The 21,429-nt window shown below is 43.7% G+C and carries 20 protein-coding genes; 15 read left to right on the top strand and 5 right to left on the bottom strand.

Going from position 1 to position 21,429, the window contains the following annotated elements; all coding sequences use genetic code 11:
• Positions 1–61: 61 nt before the first annotated feature.
• From can to RIG68_RS27035, 3 genes are all read right to left on the bottom strand, one after another.
• The gene (gene can / locus RIG68_RS27045; RefSeq protein WP_151996909.1) at positions 62–703 is read right to left on the bottom strand and encodes a carbonate dehydratase; all 642 of its coding nucleotides are present in this window, start codon (positions 701–703) and stop codon (positions 62–64) included.
• A 5-nt stretch (positions 704–708) separates the two neighbouring features.
• Positions 709–2,280, bottom strand: a complete 1,572-nt coding sequence (locus tag RIG68_RS27040; protein ID WP_350129862.1) for a SulP family inorganic anion transporter — start codon at positions 2,278–2,280, stop codon at positions 709–711.
• 91 nt (positions 2,281–2,371) lie between these two features.
• Entirely contained in the window at positions 2,372–2,815 is a 444-nt protein-coding gene (locus tag RIG68_RS27035; protein WP_193217759.1) for a DUF2062 domain-containing protein, read from the bottom strand.
• Between the two features lie 463 nt (positions 2,816–3,278).
• On the opposite strand from RIG68_RS27035, the gene RIG68_RS27030 reads away from it, so the two are divergent.
• The 10 genes from RIG68_RS27030 (at position 3,279) to RIG68_RS26985 (ending at position 13,054) form a co-directional block, all read left to right on the top strand.
• Positions 3,279–4,085 (top strand): hypothetical protein, encoded by an 807-nt coding sequence (locus RIG68_RS27030; protein WP_350074037.1) that lies wholly within the window; start codon positions 3,279–3,281, stop codon positions 4,083–4,085.
• Positions 4,086–4,143: 58 nt separating this feature from the next.
• Positions 4,144–5,148: an oxygenase MpaB family protein gene (locus RIG68_RS27025; RefSeq protein WP_350129859.1), complete on the top strand. Its 1,005-nt coding sequence runs from the start codon at positions 4,144–4,146 to the stop codon at positions 5,146–5,148.
• A gap of 1 nt (position 5,149) precedes the next feature.
• Positions 5,150–5,554 carry a DUF2721 domain-containing protein gene (locus RIG68_RS27020; RefSeq protein WP_350129856.1) on the top strand — a complete coding sequence of 135 codons (405 nt, stop codon included), beginning with the start codon at positions 5,150–5,152 and terminating at the stop codon, positions 5,552–5,554.
• A 32-nt stretch (positions 5,555–5,586) separates the two neighbouring features.
• Complete coding sequence (locus RIG68_RS27015) at positions 5,587–6,204, top strand: hypothetical protein (protein ID WP_350074033.1); 618 nt, start codon at positions 5,587–5,589, stop codon at positions 6,202–6,204.
• Positions 6,204–7,316 (top strand): serine hydrolase domain-containing protein, encoded by a 1,113-nt coding sequence (locus tag RIG68_RS27010; protein WP_350129853.1) that lies wholly within the window; start codon positions 6,204–6,206, stop codon positions 7,314–7,316. Before RIG68_RS27015 ends, RIG68_RS27010 begins: the two co-directional genes overlap by 1 nt.
• A gap of 191 nt (positions 7,317–7,507) precedes the next feature.
• Positions 7,508–8,071 carry an RNA polymerase sigma-70 factor gene (locus tag RIG68_RS27005; protein WP_193217758.1) on the top strand — a complete coding sequence of 188 codons (564 nt, stop codon included), beginning with the start codon at positions 7,508–7,510 and terminating at the stop codon, positions 8,069–8,071.
• Between the two features lie 57 nt (positions 8,072–8,128).
• Positions 8,129–9,067 carry a FecR family protein gene (locus RIG68_RS27000; RefSeq protein ID WP_350129850.1) on the top strand — a complete coding sequence of 313 codons (939 nt, stop codon included), beginning with the start codon at positions 8,129–8,131 and terminating at the stop codon, positions 9,065–9,067.
• Between the two features lie 194 nt (positions 9,068–9,261).
• A complete protein-coding gene (locus RIG68_RS26995) occupies positions 9,262–11,808 on the top strand; it encodes a TonB-dependent receptor (protein ID WP_350130049.1) in 2,547 nt (848 codons plus the stop codon).
• Positions 11,809–11,811: 3 nt separating this feature from the next.
• The gene (locus RIG68_RS26990; protein ID WP_350129847.1) at positions 11,812–12,669 is read left to right on the top strand and encodes a DUF4249 domain-containing protein; all 858 of its coding nucleotides are present in this window, start codon (positions 11,812–11,814) and stop codon (positions 12,667–12,669) included.
• A gap of 211 nt (positions 12,670–12,880) precedes the next feature.
• Complete coding sequence (locus RIG68_RS26985) at positions 12,881–13,054, top strand: hypothetical protein (protein ID WP_193217756.1); 174 nt, start codon at positions 12,881–12,883, stop codon at positions 13,052–13,054.
• 12 nt (positions 13,055–13,066) lie between these two features.
• Here the strand turns inward: RIG68_RS26985 and RIG68_RS26980 are convergent, their stop codons facing one another.
• Positions 13,067–14,347, bottom strand: a complete 1,281-nt coding sequence (locus RIG68_RS26980; protein WP_350129844.1) for an N-acetylmuramoyl-L-alanine amidase — start codon at positions 14,345–14,347, stop codon at positions 13,067–13,069.
• Between the two features lie 119 nt (positions 14,348–14,466).
• On the opposite strand from RIG68_RS26980, the gene RIG68_RS26975 reads away from it, so the two are divergent.
• The 3 genes from RIG68_RS26975 to RIG68_RS26965 all read left to right on the top strand — a co-directional run bounded on the left by RIG68_RS26975 (position 14,467) and on the right by RIG68_RS26965 (position 18,444).
• A complete protein-coding gene (locus RIG68_RS26975) occupies positions 14,467–15,147 on the top strand; it encodes a head GIN domain-containing protein (protein WP_151996894.1) in 681 nt (226 codons plus the stop codon).
• A 207-nt stretch (positions 15,148–15,354) separates the two neighbouring features.
• Positions 15,355–17,418 carry a carboxy terminal-processing peptidase gene (locus RIG68_RS26970; RefSeq protein WP_350129841.1) on the top strand — a complete coding sequence of 688 codons (2,064 nt, stop codon included), beginning with the start codon at positions 15,355–15,357 and terminating at the stop codon, positions 17,416–17,418.
• Between the two features lie 21 nt (positions 17,419–17,439).
• Positions 17,440–18,444 (top strand): ABC transporter ATP-binding protein, encoded by a 1,005-nt coding sequence (locus tag RIG68_RS26965; RefSeq protein ID WP_350129838.1) that lies wholly within the window; start codon positions 17,440–17,442, stop codon positions 18,442–18,444.
• Between the two features lie 4 nt (positions 18,445–18,448).
• Here the strand turns inward: RIG68_RS26965 and RIG68_RS26960 are convergent, their stop codons facing one another.
• Positions 18,449–19,255 carry a hypothetical protein gene (locus RIG68_RS26960; protein WP_350129835.1) on the bottom strand — a complete coding sequence of 269 codons (807 nt, stop codon included), beginning with the start codon at positions 19,253–19,255 and terminating at the stop codon, positions 18,449–18,451.
• A 592-nt stretch (positions 19,256–19,847) separates the two neighbouring features.
• On the opposite strand from RIG68_RS26960, the gene RIG68_RS26955 reads away from it, so the two are divergent.
• A complete protein-coding gene (locus tag RIG68_RS26955; RefSeq protein WP_151996890.1) occupies positions 19,848–20,447 on the top strand; it encodes a sigma-70 family RNA polymerase sigma factor in 600 nt (199 codons plus the stop codon).
• Positions 20,448–20,585: 138 nt separating this feature from the next.
• Positions 20,586–21,359 carry an acyl-CoA desaturase gene (locus RIG68_RS26950; RefSeq protein ID WP_350129833.1) on the top strand — a complete coding sequence of 258 codons (774 nt, stop codon included), beginning with the start codon at positions 20,586–20,588 and terminating at the stop codon, positions 21,357–21,359.
• The last annotated feature ends 70 nt before the right edge of the window (positions 21,360–21,429 follow it).

The raw sequence follows: 21,429 nt of genomic DNA, 5'->3' as shown, positions 1-21,429 counted from the left end.
CTAGTAGAAAAAAAGCCAGCATCCACATGCTGGTCCTCAGAAGTGATACCTTTCTGTACACTTATTTCACGTCATCAAAGTCAAACATGTAGATGGGATCAAGCTGAGTATTTGGATCCATCCTAAATACTTCGTTCAAAATGCCATCTTTCAATCCGTATACCCACCCATGCAGCATCGGACGCTGCTCCTTTTTCCAGGCGTGTTGCACTATCGACGTTTTGGCTAAATTATGGACTTGTTCAATCACATTAAGCTCCACCAGTCTGTCTGCTTTTTTATCCTCATTGGGTAGCTGATCTATTTCCTCTTTGTGAATTCGATACACTTCTTTTATGTTTCTCAACCATTTATTGATCAGGCCAAAATCTTGGTTGGTCATGGCAGCTTTTACCCCCCCACAGCCGTAGTGGCCGGTCACAATAATGTGATCGACTTTGAGGTGCTCAACCGCATACTGCAAAACACTCAACATGTTGAGGTCAGTGTGCACCACCATATTGGCAATGTTTCTGTGAACAAACATCTCACCTGGTTCAGTGTTCGTGATCTCGTTGGCCGGCACCCGGGAGTCGGCACAACCAATCCACAGAAACTGCGGGGATTGTATTTCAGACAGATGGTTAAAGTAGTTAGGGTCGGATTGAACACGTTCACGTGCCCATGCTTTATTTTCAAGTAACAGTTTTTCGTAAGGCTTCATTTGTACTATTTCTTAAATAAGTGATTGTAACTATTCGAAGACTTCTTTAGTTCAACCGTTATGTTTCTATTCTCTGATGTTTCAACGAAATCCTCAATAACTTCAGATATGTCGTTGTCGATAAAAATTGATTTGGTGCCATCAATTATCACATAGGCTCCCTTCGGAATATTTTGCAAGGTGGTTCTCAGGGCCGACTTATTGAGAAAGGTAACATCTTTGTTCAATTTCACCAGATAGTTAGCGTGATCTTCAGTGACAATAATCGCTTCGTGGAAATTGCTCTTGATCACAAAGAACAAGCCGATAGCCATTCCAATAGAGATGCCAATAAGTAAATCTGACAACAGAATCGCTGTGATTGTAATAACAAATGGTAGGAACTGCCCCATTCCCTTTTGAAACATGGACCTGAACAACGATGGCTTCGCCAGTTTGAAGCCAACCATTATTAATATAGCTGCAAGGGCAGCCAGCGGTATCAGGTTAAGGATATGTGGAATAACAACCACACTAAGAAGGAGCAAAGCACCATGGATAATTGCTGACATTTTTGTGTGTGCCCCCGAATCTATGTTGGCGGAGCTTCTAACAATAACAGCTGTAATAGGCAGACCTCCTATGAGACCCGAGACCATATTGCCAATGCCCTGTGCTTTGAGCTCACGATTTTGAGGGGCAACTCTTTTGTACGGATCGAGTTTGTCGGTGGCTTCCAGACTCAATAAAGTTTCCAAACTTGCAATAATGGCGAGGGTAATGGCCACGACATAGATTTCGGGGTTGCCAAGCTGGCTAAAATCCGGGAACGTGAGTTCGTTCGCAAACTCACTCAGATTACCAATAATAGGCAACGAAACGAGATGGCTCTGACCGAGAGCCATGTCAGGAAGAAATTTGATGAAGAGATGATTAACGCCTATTCCCAGGAGTACTACCACCAACGGTGCCGGTACGATAGAGAAGAATGCCTTTTTCTTGATACCAGGTCTGTCCCAGAGAAGGATGATAGCCAGCGAAATAAGGCAGATAGCAATCGCTCCCACACTCAAATTTTCGAGGGCAGTGAAAATCTCGGTAAAGGTGTTTTGTCCGTCGGGTTGGAAAAATTCAATATCACCCTCAGGATCTGAATCGTAGCCGAAAGCATGGGGTATTTGTTTCAGTATCAATATAAGCCCTATAGCAGCAAGCATTCCTTTGATTACTGCAGAAGGGAAGAAATTACCAATAACACCAGCTTTGAGAAAGCCCAGCAAGAGCTGGATAGCGCCTGCAATGACGACTGCAAGAAGAAACGACTCGAAGGAACCTAAGTCATCTATAGCGTTGAGAACGATGATTGTCAGGCCGGCAGCCGGGCCACTGACAGCTAGTTGAGAGCCACTGAAGGAGGCTACCACTAAGCCTCCAACAATTCCAGCAATAACACCCGAAAAGAGCGGCGCTCCAGATGCGAGCGCAATACCTAAACACAGGGGCAAAGCAACAAGAAAAACTACCAGGCCGGCAGGGCCATCGTATTTGAAGTGCCCGAAGATGTTAGGGCTTGAGTTTAAAGAATTCTTATCGGACATTGTTTAGAGTTTGTGATTTTAATGACGCAAAGATGCAACAGGAAATACTTAAATATAGAAAATTTGTTGCAATGATTTGATAAGGGGTTGATTAGCCTTTTGAGTTGTGATCGTTGTCGCCAACTGCGCCGACCTTACTTTGCCTGCTTGTCAACACTCGCTTTGAAACCAAATAGATGATAAAAGATGCCAGAGGGGCCAATAGCAGCCATCCCAAAAGCATATTGACCGCAATGAAAAGCAAATCTCCGGAAATTTCTGCCAGACTATTGAGTGAAAAAGAAAACTCCCCAATTTTGTCAATGGACGAACCGTTGATGGTAAACCCGGTGAAAGGCGCTCCGATGTAAAAGTACGGAAGCAGAAGGGCCAACTGTATAGGATAAACGATGTAATTAACTGCCTGAATAATAGCCATGTTTAGCTTAAAGAACAGTGAACTGGCGGTGCAAAGTATCGTAGAAGTGCCTACTAGTGGAAAGACGCCCCAGAGAAAGCCAAGACTGATTGACAAGGAGACCTTCGAAGGTTCCATCCCTCCGGTTACAAAAGTACTTACCAATAATTTTAGCCTGGAACGGAGATTCGTTTTTGTTTGATTTTGCATTAAATCTTACATGAGGCTGACTGGAAAAAAGATAGAAGAATTCTCTTCGTGAGTAAGTTACATCTTTGTTGAAAATATCAATAAAGTGAATAACGCTCACACTTAAAGTAATACTTTAAATTAAATAGGAGGTGAGTAAATCTAGGGGTATTGGATGAATGCAAGTTTAATAAACGGTAAATAATTCATGTTAATTTGTTGACTACTGGCTTTATTACATATTGCGAATCATATTTTTTAACCAAACTTTGCTTGTGTGCTATTTTTTTGATAATATTTCCAATCGGTAGCTGACTGGCCTGGTTAGCGGATTATTCGAAAAGTAATATTTTGCGGTATTTACATTATAGGTATTAGGAATCAGTGTAGAATTGTGTAACCAACCAAAAAGATGAATGAAAACCTCGAGCTAAGGAAAAGTGCAATTGACAACCCAAAAGATTGGAGAGTATATAAGATAAGTGGCGTTGAAAGGACAATCATAGCAAGAAAGGGAGGCCCTTCTGCCAGCGACATCAAAAGTAAAGAGTCATACCAGGAACTTAGGAACAATCAAAAGGAATTCGGTGTGGCCAGCATGATGGCCAGAACCATGCGCATGACTATGACCGGCGATCTGGGTGATATATGCGAAACTTATTCCTCTGGAAAATTGACAGCTAAATTCAGAGGCTTGGTAAAAGGTGTTGATGGCCCGACTGGTCGACGCCCCTTGACGCCGAGTAAATATGGCAAGCAGGTAGAAGGCTTTGAATTCAACCCGGAGTTCCCTTTTGGCACTACTTTCTATCCGAAATACTTTGTCCATCCGGGGCAGGGTCGGGGACATGTAATCCTCCACTTCCCAGGTTTTGTCCCTCAAAGCAATATCTCCTTCCCGGCAGAAGCTACTCATTTCAAACTAACAGCAAAGTTGGTCTCTATTTCAGATTTTTATTTCGATGAGGAGGAAGCTTCTTACAGGCCGTGCAATCCTGATCACCACGGCTTAACCGATTCATTTGAAAGCAACATGTTTCCCGATTTAAAAATAGCTATCCAGCCGATTACCGCCCAGCTTTCAATAGTACCCCCAAAAGGACTTCCCGAAAAAGTGGGCGTATTTCTCCTGATGGGTGTGAAATTTTATAAATACGAGAATGCAAAGTATACGTTCGTGAAGAATGGATCTTCATGTAAAGTGTTAAAATCTTTTTGATCTTTAGTTAACTAATAGGAAGCATGCAGGGTTATACCGTTAACTGCATGCTTTTTTTATGGATTTAGAAAAATTTAGGCTCACTGGTGATCCTCCCGCCGACGCTGTTGTTGAAGTCATTCAACGAGATATGCCTGAGCTTTGGGGGTCGGGCAAATGGAAGAACTTCTCTCTTAATAGCCAGCAGCCCGATGATACCTGGCCCAAAGAGCTGATAAATTTCATCAATCAAAATGAGGCGCTACCTCAAAATAGCCTGCCGAAGCACTTAAAGAGTGCTCAGGAATTTTTCTCCAAACATCAACCTCTGATTCTGCTCTGCCTGGGACTCTATTCGCTTCCGTACTGCTATGCCGCCGCCAACGGCGCTAAAGTTTTGTATCACTCCAAACGGCTTAGGGAAGCCCCGGGCAAGCGGCTAGTCGAAACCGGCTCCTTTGTGATTGATGTGTCTGAGCCTGGAGCATTTGATGCCCATGGAAGGGGCTTCAGGAGTATTCTCAAAGTAAGGCTTATGCATGCACTGACCAGGTATTACATAAAGAATCAACCTTTTTGGCAGGCCAGTTGGGGACTTCCAATTAACCAGGAAGACATGGCTGGAACAAACTTAGCGTTCTCGTTAATAGTGTTGCGTGGGCTACGAAAGTTGGGTGTCGACGTAAAGGGCGCAGAAAGTAAGGACTTTTTACAATACTGGAACCTGATAGGGCAGTGGCTGGGGATTGAAAGACAACTACTAAAGGGTAGTGCAAAGGAGGCGTTGGCGCTGGAAAAGCACATAGTGAAAAGGCACTTTGCTAAATCTGTTGAGGGGACTGAACTAGCAACCGCACTTAGAAGGCATATAGAAGTTGAAATGCGAAATAACTCTGTTAATTTACCTGTTTCCGCTCTTATGGAGTATTTACTTGGAGATGAGATCAGCCGAATACTCAATATTGAAACTGCTCCGTTTGATAAGGTAGTTGCAAAATCTTTTGTTAGCTTAACCAAAATTCAGCAATTGATCGGGAGAAATTTTCAATGGCAAAGGCAAGAAATTGACAGGGTAAATTTGTGATATGCAACTAGAACTAAGCACTCCGGCATTGTTGTTTCCAGCCATCACTTTGTTGCTTCTGGCGTATACCAACCGGTTTTTAGCGATTGCCAGCCTGATCAGAGGGCTCCACAAAAGACAAGCTGATTCTCACGGCGAAAACAACGTGCCCATCCGGGAGCAAATTAAGAACTTACGTTTGCGGCTTCTGCTCATCAGAAACATGCAGGCGTTCGGTATTTTAAGCTTCCTGGGTTGTGTGCTTTCGATTCTGTTCTTATACCTCCACAATGGCCAACTCGGAAACTACTTATTTGTCGCTAGCCTCGTTCTGCTTTTGGTTTCTCTTGGGCTTTCATTTTACGAGACGCAAATATCTACAAAGGCATTGAGCATTGAATTGAGTACCTTAGAGAAAGATGAATAAGGGGTTAACAGAGTCACCATGTTTTCTAAACTATGAAAATCGGCTTTTTTGTTTTGATAATGATGGCAGCGACATGGCAGGCACTATCGCAGGCTGTTGATTCGCTTGCTGTTGATTCTGTCAAACTGCAAACGAAGCAAATCAATAAACCGGAAAGGAAATATGGTGTTTGGGTTGCGGGCTACGTTGAACCCGCCTACCTCCGGCAGGCAAACGGTGTTAATCTGGGCGGTGGTTTGGGCTTTTTGTTCTACGGTCACTACCATGTTGGAGCTTACGGATCTGTTTATATGGGAGACTACAATCAAAGACTGATTTTCCCTAATGAATTCAGTATGAAATACAGCCATGTAGGCTTGTGGACCGGATACAAAACAACTTTGGAAAAGCCTTTTCAGTTTACATTTGATGCAAGAGTGGGGCAGGGGAAGGTGTTTTGGGAACGGCGGGACAATTTCTATAACATGTTCGAAGACTATGCGCTATTTGTGCAGCCATCTGCTGGCTGCGACTACAAATTTCTTCCTTTTGCCATTTTGCATGGCGAGGTAGGCTATCGATTGGTCAAAGGATTGGATATCCCAGAAATATCCGATGATGACTTCTCAGGACTCACATTGAATGTCATGATTAAAATAGGACTATTTTGATGCGTCGAATCCACCTTCTTATTGCCGCCGTCTTCATGCTCCTTCCTCAGAGCTGCAAATGGAATGATGACGTACGGCCCGATGACTCACCATGGGATTACGAAGATCCAAGGGTGTCTGGTTTCGATGAGCCTTTGCTTTTGGCATTAGACAGCCTTTTTGATGCGGGTCGCCTTGGTGGTATTGGCAGTATGCTCGTTTTGAAGGACAACAAGGTGGTTTTTGAAGACTACTATGGTTTCTACACAAGAGACTCGCTTCAGGGCATAGGAAGTATGGGTAACATCATTGTTTCTCTGCTGGTAGGTATTGCTATTGACGGCGGTTTTATTAAAAGTGTTGAGGACTCTGTTTACAAATATTTGCCCGAACGCCAGTCGTATTTCGAAGCTGACCAACTAAAAAAGAGAATCAGGTTCAAGGATATTCTCACAATGAAATCGGGGCTTTCGTGGAACGAAACGCTGTCAGGAGTCAACTCCTCGTCCAATGATGTGAATGTGATAAAGACGGCTCCAAGTGCTGTGGAGTTTCTGCTTAAAAAACCAATGGAGAGCATTCCGGGTCAAAGGTTTTCTCAGAATTCGGCGGGCAGCCTTATTATACTTGAGGCGCTGGAGTCTGCAACCGGCATTTCCGTCGACGAGATTGTCAATCAGTGGCTACTTAAACCTCTGCAGATCAACGATTGGACGGTGAGAAAAGATGACGTTGGGTTGAGCGACCTTTCACTTGGGCTCGCCATAAAACCGCTCGATTTGTTAAAAATTGGAGACCTTATGCTCAACAATGGAAGCTGGCTCGGCCAACGAATTGTGAGTGCCAGCTGGGTAGAAGAGTCGACAAGTACTCAGCATCGAATTTCCAGCTTTTCGGACATGGGGTATTTATGGTGGAGGTTTTCTGATGACAGCTCATGGTCGGTCTATTTTCCTGAGAACAGAACCTTTTATGCGCTCAGCGACGAAGATCACTATATGTTTGTATTGCCTGAATACGACATGGTTTATTTGCTTACGACAAGCGGAAGAACGTCCACCAGCACTAACTTAGGCTACTACGTGCTCTCCAATTATTTGCTGAGCACTCTACAACCAGTTGGGGGTAGTTAGGGTCTTTAAACTCAAGGTTGTTAAAATAGAAATGAGGACTCAATATTTCAAAAAAGTCTTCGTTGAACTAATAAACATTAGGTTTGGTTGGTTGTTAAGGAAATGCCTCGTTTTACGGGGCTTTCCTTTTTTGGTATTCCACACCAATCATTAATTTCGGCTGTCTTTGTAGAGTTTTATAGATTTTAAAATTGAGCCAACTGCTTCCTGATAACTTATCCTCACTAGAAGTACTCTTCAAACAGCATTACACGGAATTGTGCCGGTATGCGCTGAAACTGACCCGCAATAATGAAGTGGCAGAAGAAGTGGTTCAGGAAGTTTTCGTGAACTTTTGGGAGCGGCGTGAAGAGATCAATATTAGCTATTCTGTTAAAGCCTATCTCGTAGCATCCGTTCGCAACAGGTCAATCAACTACCTCAAATTGCAACTGCCCAAGGAGTTGAAAAAGGAGGATGTGGATAATTTAAGTGAAAAGGCTGACCTGTCAGATCCAACTCAAATTGAGTACAATGAGCTATATTCAATCGTCCAGAAGGCTATTGATTTATTGCCCGACCGATGCAAAGTTATTTTTGTGCTCAGCAGGGAAGAAGGGCTTACCTATCAGGAAATTGCCGAAAAGCTGGAACTGTCTGTAAAGACGGTAGAGAATCAAATGAGCATAGCGCTCAAAAAACTCAGAGTAAGCCTGAAGCCGTACGTTGATAAGCTGGGAGTAATTTTGCTAGCCTTAATCGAAAACTTTTTGTAGATAGCTTGGGGGTTAGGATGAAAATCCTTGACATCTAATTGAATACACCTGATTATAATGCAACGAGACTTAGTCGAATATTTTAACGGTAAAGCAAAAGGTGCTTCTGAAGCTGAGAAGAACGTTGATGTTCATCAATCAGTCGAGCTTCAAGAGACGATTAAGGTATGGGAGCATGCATCCCTCGACACCTCGGACTATTGCCCTGATGTGGAATGTGCATGGGGTAAAGTAAAGAGCAGACTTAGTGTGGAAAAGAAGGAGTTTGCTTTGAGGTACTTCTACTGGGCTGCTGCAAGTCTTGCTCTCATCGTTGGCAGCTATTTTGTGTTTCAATCGACTGTCACTAGTCAGGCTTTTTCCGAAACCGCCGTAGTTAATGCCAATGAGAAGGTAAAGGAGACTACGCTACCTGATGGCTCTTCAGTTTGGCTCAACGCCAATAGCCAGATATCTTATTCTGAGGATGAGCCCAGAAATATCAAGTTGAAGGGGGAAGCTTATTTTAAAGTAACTCACGATGCTGAGCATCCTTTTGTTGTGGAGTCGAACGGTATGACGGCTAAAGTGTTGGGTACAGAGTTTAATCTGAAAAACACGAAGGAAGGGGTCAGGCTTGCTGTGATTGCTGGAACTGTGGAAGCCTCAGCTCTGGAAAAGGTTCTTATGCTCCAAAAAAATCAACAGGTGGACGTACTAATGAAAGATAACGTCATTAGGAGATCCGATATAACCGACATGAATTTTCTTTCCTGGAAAACAGGCATGATGACTTTTTCTAATCGGCCACTGGATAAAGTACTGAAACAAGTACAAGATCACTACCAGGCTAAAATCACACTGGGCAATGAAGCATTGAAGGCGTGCAAGGTAAGTGTAACCCTTGATAACCTCAGCCTTCAGGAAAGTCTGAACGTGATAGCTAGGCTACTGAATGGATCTGTGGAGCAAAAAGGTGATTCATATGTAATTCTTGCGGAGCCCTGCGAAAATTAGACCAGGGAACTTCCAACCTCTTTTTTTATTTATTACTCCTATAGTTACCTTTTATAGACGAAACATGTCTTTATTTAGAGGTCGCTTTCGGGAGTATGCCAACGTTTTTAAGAGTCTGTTTTATCTTTCACATTTGCTTGCTGTCGGCAAGCTCAGCATTAGTCGCTCAGAGTCACACTGACGTGGTTGTGAGAATGCCTGACGGCGAAGCTAGCCTTTCTGTCAGGCAAGCTTTGCGCCTGATAGCTGACCAAACCTCTTTCAAACCCTCCTACATTGATCAGTCGATTCCATTCGACAAGAAGATCAAAGTCAATGGAAGCACTATTTTGCTGGATGATTTGCTCGACAAGATAGTGCTTGCTGAAAATCTGAAGTATCAGTTTGAAGGCAACCTAATCTTGCTAATAGCCGTCAAAAATAAGGCTCCGCTAAAAAATGACAACGTAACCATGAAAGGCCAGGTGCGAGAGGCCAGCACTGGCGAGGCCCTGATTGGTGCCACAATCTGGATTGATTCTCTTAAAACTGGGTCTTCTACCAACTCCTACGGTTTTTTCTCGCTCTCATTGCCTAAGGGAGTTTACGATATTCGTGTCTCATTTGTAGGCTATAAGTCAATCGAGACCAGGTTGACTTTGGCAGAGTCGACAGAAGAAAACTTTTCTCTTGAGTCGGCAGAGGCCAATTTGCCCGAATTGGTCGTGTCTCCAAAGGACTTTGACGTTTTGCTGACAGCTAAAAACACTGGTTATCACAAGATAAGCCGAAACATCTTTGGCAAGATTCCCTACTTTCTCAGCGAAGTAGATGTGCTGCAGGGGGCATTGCTGCTGCCAGGCATCAGAAACGTTGGGGAGGACGCCACTGGTATTAATGTAAGGGGCGGATCGGCCGACAATAACCTGATACTGCTGGATGAAGCCGTCATTTTCAATACATCTCATTTTTTTGGACTAGTGGGCGTTTTCAACCCTGAGGCGATCAACGACATAGAAATATATAAAGGTGATATACCGGCGTCCTACGGTGGCAGAACGTCTTCAGTGGTGAGTGTGAGACAGAGAGAGGGCAACAAGGAACGATTTGCTTTTTCAGGAGGACTTGGGCTTTTGTCAGGTAGGTTGGTAGCGGAAGGGCCACTTGTAAAAGGAAAAAGCTCATTCCTGGCATCGGTACGGTCTTCATTGTTTAATATCAATTATGAACTGGGCGACAACAATGTAAGGAGGAGTACCCTCAACTTTGCCGACTTCAATATGAAACTCAACTACGACTTGAACTCCAAAAATAAGGTTTATCTATCGGGCTATGTTGGCAAAGACCGTAACAAGGTTGGAGAAACATTTCAACGAACCTGGGGCAATAGTGCGCTGATCGCCCGGTGGAATCATATTTTTGGAAATCGTCTATTCAGCAATCATACGTTCACGCTGAGCGAGTACAGTTATAAAACGGAAGACCCTTCCGAAATTTCCAATTTTATAGGAACGTCTTACATTTTCAACTACACTTTTAAGTCCGATTTCAATTTTTATTCAAACCCTGACAATACCTATAATTTTGGCTATTCGTCTATTATCCACAGGCTCAATCCTGGAGACAGGATACCGCTTACTGAAGACGCTTCGGTGGTGGAAATAAAGCTGAGTTCGGAGCATGCTGTAGAGCCAGCCCTGTATGGCAGTTGGGAGAAGAAGTGGAGCAGAAGGATTGAAACTGTGGCAGGAGCAAGGTGGTCTCGTTTTTACTACCTGGGCCCGTCAAATGACTATATTTATGTAAACGGGTTACCAAAAAGCAGAACGTCGATTGTCGACACCGTGCAGTATAAATTTGGTCAAATTATCGACTTTTATGAAGGGTTTGAGCCCAGACTCGTTGCAAGCTATAAATTAAGCAAAGCCTCGATGCTTAAGGCCAGTTACAACAAAAACTATCAATACATCCACAGAATTACTAATAGTATCTCGCCTGCGCCTACCGACATATGGAAACTCAGTGACAGGTATATTAAGCCGCAAGTGTCGAATCAATGGACCCTAGGCTACTACAGAGATATGTTTAATGGAAATCTGGAACTCTCTCTTGAAGCATATTTTAAGTTGCTGTCAAATACAATAGCATTTAAGAATGGGGCCGACTTACTATTAAATGAAACTATTGAAACAGAGGTCCTTGCTGGTATTGGCAGGGCTTATGGCACTGAGCTTCTTGTTAGAAAGCCTGAGGGGGTGCTTCGGGGCTGGATAAGTTATACCCTGGCGAGAGCGGAGACACAGATAAAGGGAGCAACAGTGGAAGAAACACTAAATGATGGAGATTTTTTCCCCAGCGATTATGACAGAACGCATGACGTTTCAGTGGTGAGTATTTATGACGAAGGCAGACAATGGAGCTTCTCTGCTACGTTTAATTTCAGCACAGGGCGCCCCGTAACCCTGCCAGACGCAAAATACGTTTATGATGGTGTGATAGTGCCAAATTTCTCAAAACGTAATCAGGGCAGGCTTTCCGACTACCATAGGCTGGATCTGTCGACAACTTACGTGAGCAGAAAAAGTCTTGAAAGAAAGTTTAAAAGCAGCTGGACGTTTTCCATCTACAATGTATACGCCCGGCGGAACGCCTATTCTTACCTTTTCAGGCAAAGCGCTCTAGACCCAAGCCAAACAGAAACCATCAGGTATTCTGTGTTGGGCACAATCATTCCATCAGTTTCCTATAATTTCAAATTCTGACGGATGCGTAGATCAGCCCTGCTAGCTATTATTTTAAGCTCTTTTGTGCTACTGGCATGCGAAGACCCTATCTCGATCGATTTGCCTTCCGGCAGCACTTACCTGGTTGTTGAAGGATGGATTACCGATCAACCAGGCCCTTACCGTGTTAGCCTTTCTCAGACTTTACCCTTTGATTCGCCTGAGACAAACCCAAGAATATCCAACGCAAAGGTTTACATCAATTCGAAGGGGGTCAACTATTTTTTGACTGAAAATCCGGAAAAACCCGGCGAGTATCTAACAGATTCAGCAGAGTTTGTGGGTGTGCCTGGCGTGAACTACAAACTTGTGGTGGAATGGGAGGATAACATCATTGTTTCAAACGAAAACTCTTTTAAACCAGCTCCGCCAATAGACACACTTACCTATACGTTCGTACCGAACATTTTTGTGCCCGAAACTTTATCATTTACTTCGGGCTATTTGGTGACTGGTTTCGTGTCGGATCCTGCGACTGAAAATGACTACTACCGTTGGAAAGTAGCGGAGAACGGAATTTCGTTCAGCGGAGCCGAAGACTTGATTCTCATTACTGACCGATTTTTCAATGGAAAAAAATTCGGTTTTGAGCTATCAAGCCTGTTATTCCAGATAGACGACACTGTCACTGTTAGTCAATATACAATTGACGCAGCTGCCTTTGAATACCTTAAAAACCTTAACACACAGGCAATTGGCCTCGGGAAGTCTACCAGCACGCCACCATCGCTGGTCAGGGGAAACTTAAAATACCTGAATGATGATGAGGGAGTAATACTCGGCTACTTCGGCATGAGTAGCGTGTCCAGTGCGCAGGTCGTCATCAAAAAAAATCAATGAAGTCATTCTTTTTTTAAAACAGCATGGGGGTAAACCGCCTTTTTGTTGACAATAAGTAGAGGAAGGTTACTACACGCAGCGCTGCTTTGCGCAAGTAGGCTTCTTCACCTGACTAGATTTAGCCAGAAAAAAAGTAACAAAAATGGGGGGTAGTAACGTTAAGAGCTAATGTTGCTTTCCTGAAAAGTAAAGACCTATAATTATTATTGCCATGCTATTAGATAACAAAATTTCGGAAGGACTTCTCAAATTGCTAAAAACAAAGGAAGTAAGACATTTTAATAAGGCAAAAGACGCTTTTCTGGACGAGGAGTCAAGGGAGTTGTACTTCAGGCAGTTTTATCTTGCTCAGGTGCTTGAATTGGCTGAGGTAAAAGCGCATTGATAACGTAAGCGCTTATCGAAGAATTATTTTTTTGTATTGAGGGAGTTCATTTTTTAGTTTGAACATCATCACGTAAACTCCGGGTTGAAGAAAAGAGGTCACTGCACGGTACCCATTAAGGCCCTCGTTGATTAGTCCAATGGACTGTTTTTGTCCGCTCAATGTTACCAAGTCAACAGCTTCAAGCTCCGTTTCCTTGGGTAGTTCAATGAGCACATCTCCTTCACTTGGGTTTGGATAAAACGTAACGGTGCTTACCACCAGCGGATCACTACAAGCCTGCAAATTTGCAAAGACATCCTGCCGTATTGTTTCTAGTTTTTCAAATACCTTGTCGCCAGGGCATTGTGTGGCGCAGCCCTGTCTGTGTCCCGCAATAGTATTTAGATCACCGTTGAGCGGATGTGGCGTGCTCCCCAGTACATCCAATATGTCTTTTGATGCTTTCCATGTGAGTAGTGCTTCCAGCGAAGAAATAGCCTCTTCCTTCGGCTCTGTGGTACTGTAGTCGCCCATCATGCAAACGCCCATGGTGGAGGAGTTTTTTCCACAAAAATGAGCCCCAAGCACAAGGTCTTGCTCACCATCAGCCGGATCTCTTCCCTTAAAAATGGTACCGTCAGGTGCCACCAAATAGTTATAACCAATGTCGGACCAGCCGTTTACTTGCGTATGGTAGATATAGATGTTTCGAACCACATTGTAATAGTCTGTAAGCGAATTGGAGGTAGCGGAGTGATGGACAATGAGATGTTCTGTTTCTGTGTAGCTCCTCGAATAAGACGGTGCGGAAAGCCCTTTTCTCCATTCAGATTGATCGATAGTTTCGGGCTCTTCACAGCTACCTGGTGTTGTGATCAACGGTTTGAGCTCACCGGCTGTGCGGGCAGAAGATGGCAGCTCACCTGCACTAATATAATAAACTGAAAATGGTTCAGTTACGTTGGGTAGTCGCAATCTGGCATTTTGTCCGGGTAGGTCGAAGATGACAGGAAGACTCTGAAGTTCTCCATCTAAGTCTGTGTGCTCATCAACCTCAAGGGGATAAGAATTCCCTTCGGCGGCTATAGAAGAAGTTTCGAAAGAATCGGAACCTGATATTTTAACCACTAGCGAGGTAAAATATTTTTCGCCGGATGAAAGCTCATATTCACCTTGATTGTTGGGGATTACTCTTTGTACCGAAAGCTCGGGGCTTACTTCTAATACCCTACTGTTGTTTCCCACAGGACTCTGGGCCGACAAACTCCCTGCCACCAGAAAAACAACGGACAACACGCAAAATCTCATCATCAATTAGCCGGTCTAATTTCTTTCCTCATCGAAACGAAAAGATTTTCAAACAATTGCAACCCCTTTTCTAAATTTCAGTCTTTCACCAAAGCACTAATTAACGAAACTATACTGCACACATGAAACATCTTATTATACTACTTTTTGTCGGGCTCATTTCTTTTCAGGTAAATGCCCAGATGAAGGAAACCAGAAGGTTACCGGCCTTCAGCCAGCTGTCTGTCTCTCAATCTATTGAGGTCGAGTTGGTTAAGGGTAGTGAGGAAAGGGCGGAAATTACTTCTGACGAGGTTGATCTTGAAGATATTCTGACTGAAGTATCGGGTAGCAAGCTGAAGATACATCTTGATGGATGGAACAGAAACTGGAGGGGCAGTATAAAAATCAGGTTGACCTATCGGGAGCTTGAAGGGGTGTCAGTGGGCTCGTCAGCCAGAGTCACTGCCGAAGAAACTATTAATGCGACTTCTTTTTATGCCGATGCCAGTAGCTCAGGCAGAATGTCGTTGGTGGTAAATTGCAGTGATCTTGAGGTAGATGTGTCGAGCAGTGGCCGGGTGACACTCCGTGGCCGGGCCACATTTCAGGAAATAGATGGGAGCAGCTCAGGTTACTACGATGGGTTTGATCTGGAAAGTGAAAAGGTGAGAGCTGATGTCAGCAGCAGCGGAAAGGTAAATGTGTCGGTAAGCAGGGAGCTAATGGCAGACGTTAGTAGTAGCGGCAGAGTGACATACAAAGGAACGCCTGACAGACTAATTGCCGACCAAAATAGCAGTGGCAAAGTGGTGAGGTATTAGCCGTCACAAACAAACAATGATATTTAAAGCAGGGAAACCTGCTTTTTTTGTTTTTAAATAATACTTTTCAGGAATTCTTAAGTCGAACTATGCCGAATAGAGAAACCAATTTGCCAAAACTGTTTTCCGGTCATGGAAATATTTCTTTTCTAGAGATCATTCTGGCCTAATTTTCGTTGGATACATTATTATTGACAAAACAAAATTATGAATAAAGCATCATTCTTATGGGTCGCCCTTTTGTTTGTGCTGTTGGGCACTGGTATTCAAGCTTCAGCCGGAAAAGCCGAAGTTATTGCTGACACAACGAAGCTGATAGTGCCAAATGCTGAACACGGCAAAGAGGCACTCCTGATCACTCGTCTACTTCTTCAGAATCATTACAGAAAAACACCTCTGAATGACTCTCTCTCTAATGTGATATTTAACAATTATATCACTAACCTGGACAACAACCGGATGTACTTCGTTGCGTCCGATATTGAATATTTCAAGCGCTACAAGGACTATTTCGACAACTACTTGCTTACCGGAAATATCGATGTGCCATTTCAAATGTTCAGGCTGTATCAGGAAAGAGCCCTGGATCGAATCAGCAAGGTGAATAAGATATTGGAGACCGAGCCTGACTTCAACTCAGATGAGATGTTTACGCCAGACCGGGAAAAGGAGCCATGGGCTAAGTCGTTTGACGAGTTGGACGAACTGTGGAGAAAAACCATCAAGTACCAGGCACTGGGGTTGAAGCTTGAAGGTAAGGAGTGGAAAGATATCAAGACCACGCTGGCAAGCCGCTATGCACGCTATCACAAAATGATTGAACAGTACAATAGCGAAGATGCTTTTCAAATGTTCATGAATTCATTTACAGAGGCCTTTGACCCACATACCAACTATTTTTCGCCGATCACATCCGAGAACTTTCAGATTGACATGGCGCAATCTCTGGAGGGTATTGGAGCAAGACTGACGCAGCAAATGGACAATACGCAGGTGTATGAGGTAATTCCTGGCGGACCGGCTTATAAGAGTAAGCAGATTTACAAAGACGATAAAATTGTGGCAGTGGCCCAGGGCGACAAAGAAGACTTTGTTGATGTAATCGGCTGGCGACTTGATGATGTTGTTCAGCTGATCAGAGGGCCAAAAGGGACAGTTGTTCGCTTAAAAATCGTTCCTCACGATGCACCTGATGGCTCTTTACCTGTAGAGTTGCGCCTTGTAAGGGATAAGGTAAAACTTGAGGAGGAAACAGCTTCAAAAAAGATAGTGCCCTATACCGAAGGCGGAACGACCTATAAGCTTGGCGTGATTACCCTTCCGTCTTTTTACTTTGACTGGGAAGGTGCTCAAAAAGGGGAGAAGGATTATAAGAGTGCTACCAGGGATGTAAAAAGACTTCTTGCGGAGTTGGAAGCCGATGGTGTAGACGGCGTGATGATGGATCTGAGGTTCAATGGTGGAGGTTCGCTCCAGGAGGCCATTAATTTGTCTGGTCTTTTTATCTCTAAGGGGCCTGTAGTGCAGGTAAAGAATGCTGACGGATCAATTGACGTAGGAACTGACAAGGACAGCGAGATAGCCTACAACGGGCCCCTGGCAATTTTGGTTAACAGATTTAGTGCTTCAGCCAGCGAAATTTTTGCAGGGGCTATTCAGGACTATAAAAGAGGTATAGTCATTGGTGAAAACTCTTTTGGCAAAGGCACCGTGCAACAGCTTGTTGATCTTGATCAGTTTTTGCCGCAGGAAACTGCCAAACTGGGGCAGGTAAAACTTACGTTGTCCAAATATTATAGAGTCAACGGGAGTAGCACACAGCACCTTGGAGTAAAGCCTGACATCGAATTCCCGTCTGCATATGATGCGGATAGTTTTGGTGAAAGCTCGCAGCCAAGTGCATTGCCCTGGGATCAAATCAGAAGCTCCAGTTTTACTCCGGTAAATAAAATTGACAGCAAACTTATAGAGCAGCTAACACGCATTTATTCGCTTGACTTGCAGAACAATGCAGAGTTCAAAGAGCTACAGTATGACATAGAAGAAGCAAAAAAAGCACGCTCAAAAAATGAAATTTCTCTGAACTACACTATAAGAAAGGCTGAAATAGATGATGTGAGAGCAGCCAGAGAATCTATCAGAGACCTAAGTACTCAGATAAACGACTCAGAGGTGAAAGAAGCTGGCACAGATAGAAAGGAACCAAAGGACGTCTATCTCGATGAAAGCCTTAAATTATTGGCCAACTTGATTAAAATTCGATTGGGTTAAAAAAATGAAATACCTTTGGGCATGCCTGAAGGTTTGAAAGTTACTACATGCAGTGTAAAGTACCCCGGGGTTGAGACAAAAGCACTTTCGAAGCTTAGTTTCAATGTGCCCCGGGGTTCTTTTTTGGTCATCTCTGGCGCCAGTGGATCCGGTAAAACAACATTGCTGCGTTCGATAGCGGGCTTGGTCGATTTAAGCGATGGAAAAATCACCTGGGGTGGCAGTCTTATCCAGGGGCCCATCGACCGCTTAGTTCCTGGCTACAACCATATAAAACTGATTACTCAGGAATTGGAGCTTCAGGAGAAGATGACGGTGCGGGAAAACCTAAGGCATGCACTGAGGGCCTTCAGTGACCCGTACAAATCGCAAAGGGTAGATGAACTCATCAAAATTTGTCGACTAAAAGACCTGGAGGAGCGACGGCCCGATCAACTGTCTGGAGGACAAAGGCAAAGAGTAGTATGGGCGGTTAATCTCGCCGATGAACCCGAGTTGCTGCTGCTGGATGAACCTTTCAGTCACCTCGATGTAATGCTGAAAAGTGAGATGACGGCTGTTTTAAAGGAGATCCATAGAGAGCTCGACATTACTGTTATCATGGTCACTCACGACCCGGCAGAGGCGCTTTCCATGGCGGACAAGATACTTCTTTTACGGCTTGGCAAAATGGACATGTTGTCCAGCCCAAAAAAGATGTACAACCAGCCAGCCACCGCCTATGGTGCTTCTTTTTTTGGCGAGGTAAACATCTTCACCAGGAAAAATCTGGAATCAATGGGAGTGAAGGCCAGCGAGGTAAATGGCAAGTGGATGCTACGACCCGAAGATCTGACTTTGGCAGGAGATGGGAAAGGTGTGGAGGCTACGGTAACTGAGGTTCAGTTCCGGGGCTTTTATTACCTGATTCATTTGAGAACACATCAACACGTAGAGATGAAAACCATTCTCAACAAAGCTTTGAAGTTAGACACTACATGGCGCCTGAAATGGCCAGCTTCCAGGCTCCATCATCTGAGTAAGTAGTTATTTAATTGGGTTTAGTATCGATCTCAGCTGTTTCCGGCTTTTGAAATAAGGTAGCACCTGGAGCGCTTTCCTGAAAGGATACATCTTTTATCAAGGTAGAGCCTCTTTTGTCTCCCAGGGAGTCGTTTTCCCATTTGTAGGAAGTCCATTTTGAAGGAACCTTTAGGCCATTGACAGTTTGCCATTCTTCGTAAACCATAGCATTGAATTTACTGGCATTGGCAGGATCAAAATAGGTGACTGAGTAATTGATCATACTTAGCAGTTTGTCTGATTTTCTGAACCAAAGTATGTACTGATCATCAGGAGACTCGCCCACATCACTTCCAAAAGTAATGCTGATCCTGCTGTAAGCCACTCCGTCAAATGTGATGTCTGGTAAAGCGTGGTGATTAACCCCAGGATCGGCAACGACAAAAGGAAGGGAAAAGAAATAGAATACAAGATTGTGGTAAAAAGTGGCTGAGGAGCCTGGATAGGCTGCCAGGTTTGGGCTTACCCAAACATCCTTCCCATCAAAACCCATTGTGAAGGTGCTGTCGGTGGTGATCAGCACTTTTCTACTATTCAGGTCAATCAGATACTTTTCCGGGATGCTTTTGGAGGCTACGGTATAGCTCAGCGTACCGTATTTTGCCCATTTTTCAAGACCGCCATGGGCCTTAAGGCCTTCCTGAAGTGCGGAAGGTATTTGCTGAATGGGGGTTGTAAATGACTGTTCGCTCGAAGATGGGCTATTTTTTGAGTCACAGGATACTACGAGAAGTGATGCCCAAATAACGAGGGCCTGGGTAGTTGCTTTATTCATGGCTAAGAACTTGACGCAAAGCTAAGTCGAAACCTGGATTGAGAAAGTAAACCAGCTGACAATTGTGGATATCCTGTTGATATGGAGGTGAACAACACTGGTCAGGGTGTTGATAATATCGTGTATAAGTTGTTGAAAAGTAGGTGCTTGCAAAATTGTTATTGCAAAGGTTTATATGGAAATTCATTTCATCAAGTGAGAGATAGTTTGCTCGGCCAGCAGGGCCCAGGGAAGAAAAAGAAAAGTCGAGTGATCGGCGTACTTTGAATCCTGTCAGGCGTAGTGCCACCTAGGTGACGTTGCGATTGAGGCGGATGAACAATAGCTTGACGTTGTTCACTGGTTAAGGCTGGTGAAGAATGAAGCGGGCAGCGGATGACTAATCCCTGCCCGTTTTGCTTTTTAGACTGCATCAGTTAGCAATCTCCAGACCGCACATTATCATTTTCTCAGGCTTGTGGCAATTCAACCTTGAGAATTGCCATCCGAAATTGCACTTTATTGGTGTTTCGATTGTTTAAGGGTTAAATAATCGAAAACAAATAGTGCTAACTAAAGGTATTGACTTTACCTTTGTATATAATTTCAGAAATTGAATCAGGCTCAAACGATAACGCTCTATCAACCCTTGCTTCACAGGCTTGCCATGAAGATGGTAGGCTCATGGCAAGACGCCGAAGACATTGTGCAGGACACCTTTTTGAAGTGGTTAACACTTGATCACGAAAAAATCAAGAACACAAAAGCTTATTTGATCAAGTCGGTGACCAATAGTTGCATCAATCATCTCAATTCGATCAAACGAAAGAAGAACGAATACCTTGATGCCATTAACCCAATGGAGTTTGTGGAGAAGCTGGATCTTTCTCATATCGATATAGAGCACGAAATTTCCACCGCCTTGGCAATGTTGCATAAAAAGTTGGAACCTGTGGAGAGGGCAGTCTACCTGCTGCGGGAGGTGTTCAATATTGAGTACGACGAGCTTCAGCAGATTGTCAATAAAAAGAAAGAGAACTGTCGCCAGTTGTTTTCCAGAGCTAAGGAGAAACTGGCAATAGATACCAGCAAGATAAATTTCGATATGGTAAGCTCAGCTCAGCTTATTGAAAGTTTCAAGAAGGCCTGCTCATTTGGGGAGCCCAAAGAGCTCATTGAGGGTTTGAGACTTGAGATCAGCCAAAAGGCTTAGTTGGCCAGGAAAACGGCTATGTTGCCACTACGAAAAAAAATATTTTATTAATTCTGTCACAAATTAAATTTGACTTTGTCTTAAGGGAATAGATCACAAACAGGTCAAATCTAAACCGTAAAAAATACTAATAACAAGATGGAAGTTATCATACCCTTTTTTATTGCCCAGTGGTACTTGTCATTGTTCTTTCAAACGTTCTTCCTACATCGTTATGCAGCTCATGGTGCGTTTACGATGAGTAAGTTCACTGAGAAAGTATTCTTTGTACTTACCTGGATATTTCAGGGGTCAAATTACCTGAGCCCTTACGGCTATGGCGTAATGCACAGGATGCACCACGCTTTTGCTGACACAGAAAATGATCCCCACTCTCCAAAGTATGATGAGACCATTTTCAAGATGATGTGGAAAACAAAGACCATTTACTCAGACATTGCCAGTGGAAGAGTAGTGCCGGAGAAGAGATTCACGGAAGGAGTTGCAAAATGGGATGCCTTTGATAAATTCGCTCGTTCATGGTACTCAAGAGTGTTTTGGGGTGCTTTGTACGTAGGAGTGTACTTTTTGTATGCTGATGCATGGTGGTTGTGGCTATTTCTGCCACTGCAATTCATTCTGTCGCCTATTCATGGAGCGATTATCAACTGGTTTGCTCACAAGTATGGATACAGAAATTTCGAGGTTGGCGATACTTCCCGGAATTTCTTGCCTGTAGACTTCCTGATGATGGGTGAAAGCTATCACAATAACCACCACAAATATGGCAATCGTGCAAATTTTGGTGGAATTCGTTGGCATGAAATAGATCCAACTTATTATATTATCAAGCTGCTGGATAAAATGGGTGTTATAGAGATCAAGCCCCACAAGGCGGTATCATTAGCTGACGCCAAAAAGGCAGCTGCTTAAGTCATATTCATTATATCTGCAAAAAGAAAGGCCTGCTGCGAAGCGGGCCTTTCTGCTTTTAGCTATTGTG

The organism is Imperialibacter sp., from assembly GCF_040222385.1.
GTDB lineage: Bacteria > Bacteroidota > Bacteroidia > Cytophagales > Cyclobacteriaceae > Imperialibacter.
This window is presented reverse-complemented; position numbering and strand designations above follow the sequence as displayed.

What these genes read in the sequence shown, in the direction of transcription:
- can (WP_151996909.1), bottom strand. Translation starts at nt 703, where the DNA reads ATGAAGCCTTACGAAAAACTGTTACTTGAAAATAAAGCATGGGCACGT.
- RIG68_RS27040 (WP_350129862.1), bottom strand. Translation starts at nt 2,280, where the DNA reads ATGTCCGATAAGAATTCTTTAAACTCAAGCCCTAACATCTTCGGGCAC.
- RIG68_RS27035 (WP_193217759.1), bottom strand. Translation starts at nt 2,815, where the DNA reads ATGGAACCTTCGAAGGTCTCCTTGTCAATCAGTCTTGGCTTTCTCTGG.
- RIG68_RS27030 (WP_350074037.1), top strand. Translation starts at nt 3,279, where the DNA reads ATGAATGAAAACCTCGAGCTAAGGAAAAGTGCAATTGACAACCCAAAA.
- RIG68_RS27025 (WP_350129859.1), top strand. Translation starts at nt 4,144, where the DNA reads ATGGATTTAGAAAAATTTAGGCTCACTGGTGATCCTCCCGCCGACGCT.
- RIG68_RS27020 (WP_350129856.1), top strand. Translation starts at nt 5,150, where the DNA reads ATGCAACTAGAACTAAGCACTCCGGCATTGTTGTTTCCAGCCATCACT.
- RIG68_RS27015 (WP_350074033.1), top strand. Translation starts at nt 5,587, where the DNA reads ATGAAAATCGGCTTTTTTGTTTTGATAATGATGGCAGCGACATGGCAG.
- RIG68_RS27010 (WP_350129853.1), top strand. Translation starts at nt 6,204, where the DNA reads ATGCGTCGAATCCACCTTCTTATTGCCGCCGTCTTCATGCTCCTTCCT.
- RIG68_RS27000 (WP_350129850.1), top strand. Translation starts at nt 8,129, where the DNA reads ATGCAACGAGACTTAGTCGAATATTTTAACGGTAAAGCAAAAGGTGCT.
- RIG68_RS26995 (WP_350130049.1), top strand. Translation starts at nt 9,262, where the DNA reads ATGCCTGACGGCGAAGCTAGCCTTTCTGTCAGGCAAGCTTTGCGCCTG.
- RIG68_RS26990 (WP_350129847.1), top strand. Translation starts at nt 11,812, where the DNA reads ATGCGTAGATCAGCCCTGCTAGCTATTATTTTAAGCTCTTTTGTGCTA.
- RIG68_RS26985 (WP_193217756.1), top strand. Translation starts at nt 12,881, where the DNA reads ATGCTATTAGATAACAAAATTTCGGAAGGACTTCTCAAATTGCTAAAA.
- RIG68_RS26980 (WP_350129844.1), bottom strand. Translation starts at nt 14,347, where the DNA reads ATGATGAGATTTTGCGTGTTGTCCGTTGTTTTTCTGGTGGCAGGGAGT.
- RIG68_RS26975 (WP_151996894.1), top strand. Translation starts at nt 14,467, where the DNA reads ATGAAACATCTTATTATACTACTTTTTGTCGGGCTCATTTCTTTTCAG.
- RIG68_RS26970 (WP_350129841.1), top strand. Translation starts at nt 15,355, where the DNA reads ATGAATAAAGCATCATTCTTATGGGTCGCCCTTTTGTTTGTGCTGTTG.
- RIG68_RS26965 (WP_350129838.1), top strand. Translation starts at nt 17,440, where the DNA reads ATGCCTGAAGGTTTGAAAGTTACTACATGCAGTGTAAAGTACCCCGGG.
- RIG68_RS26960 (WP_350129835.1), bottom strand. Translation starts at nt 19,255, where the DNA reads ATGAATAAAGCAACTACCCAGGCCCTCGTTATTTGGGCATCACTTCTC.
- RIG68_RS26950 (WP_350129833.1), top strand. Translation starts at nt 20,586, where the DNA reads ATGGAAGTTATCATACCCTTTTTTATTGCCCAGTGGTACTTGTCATTG.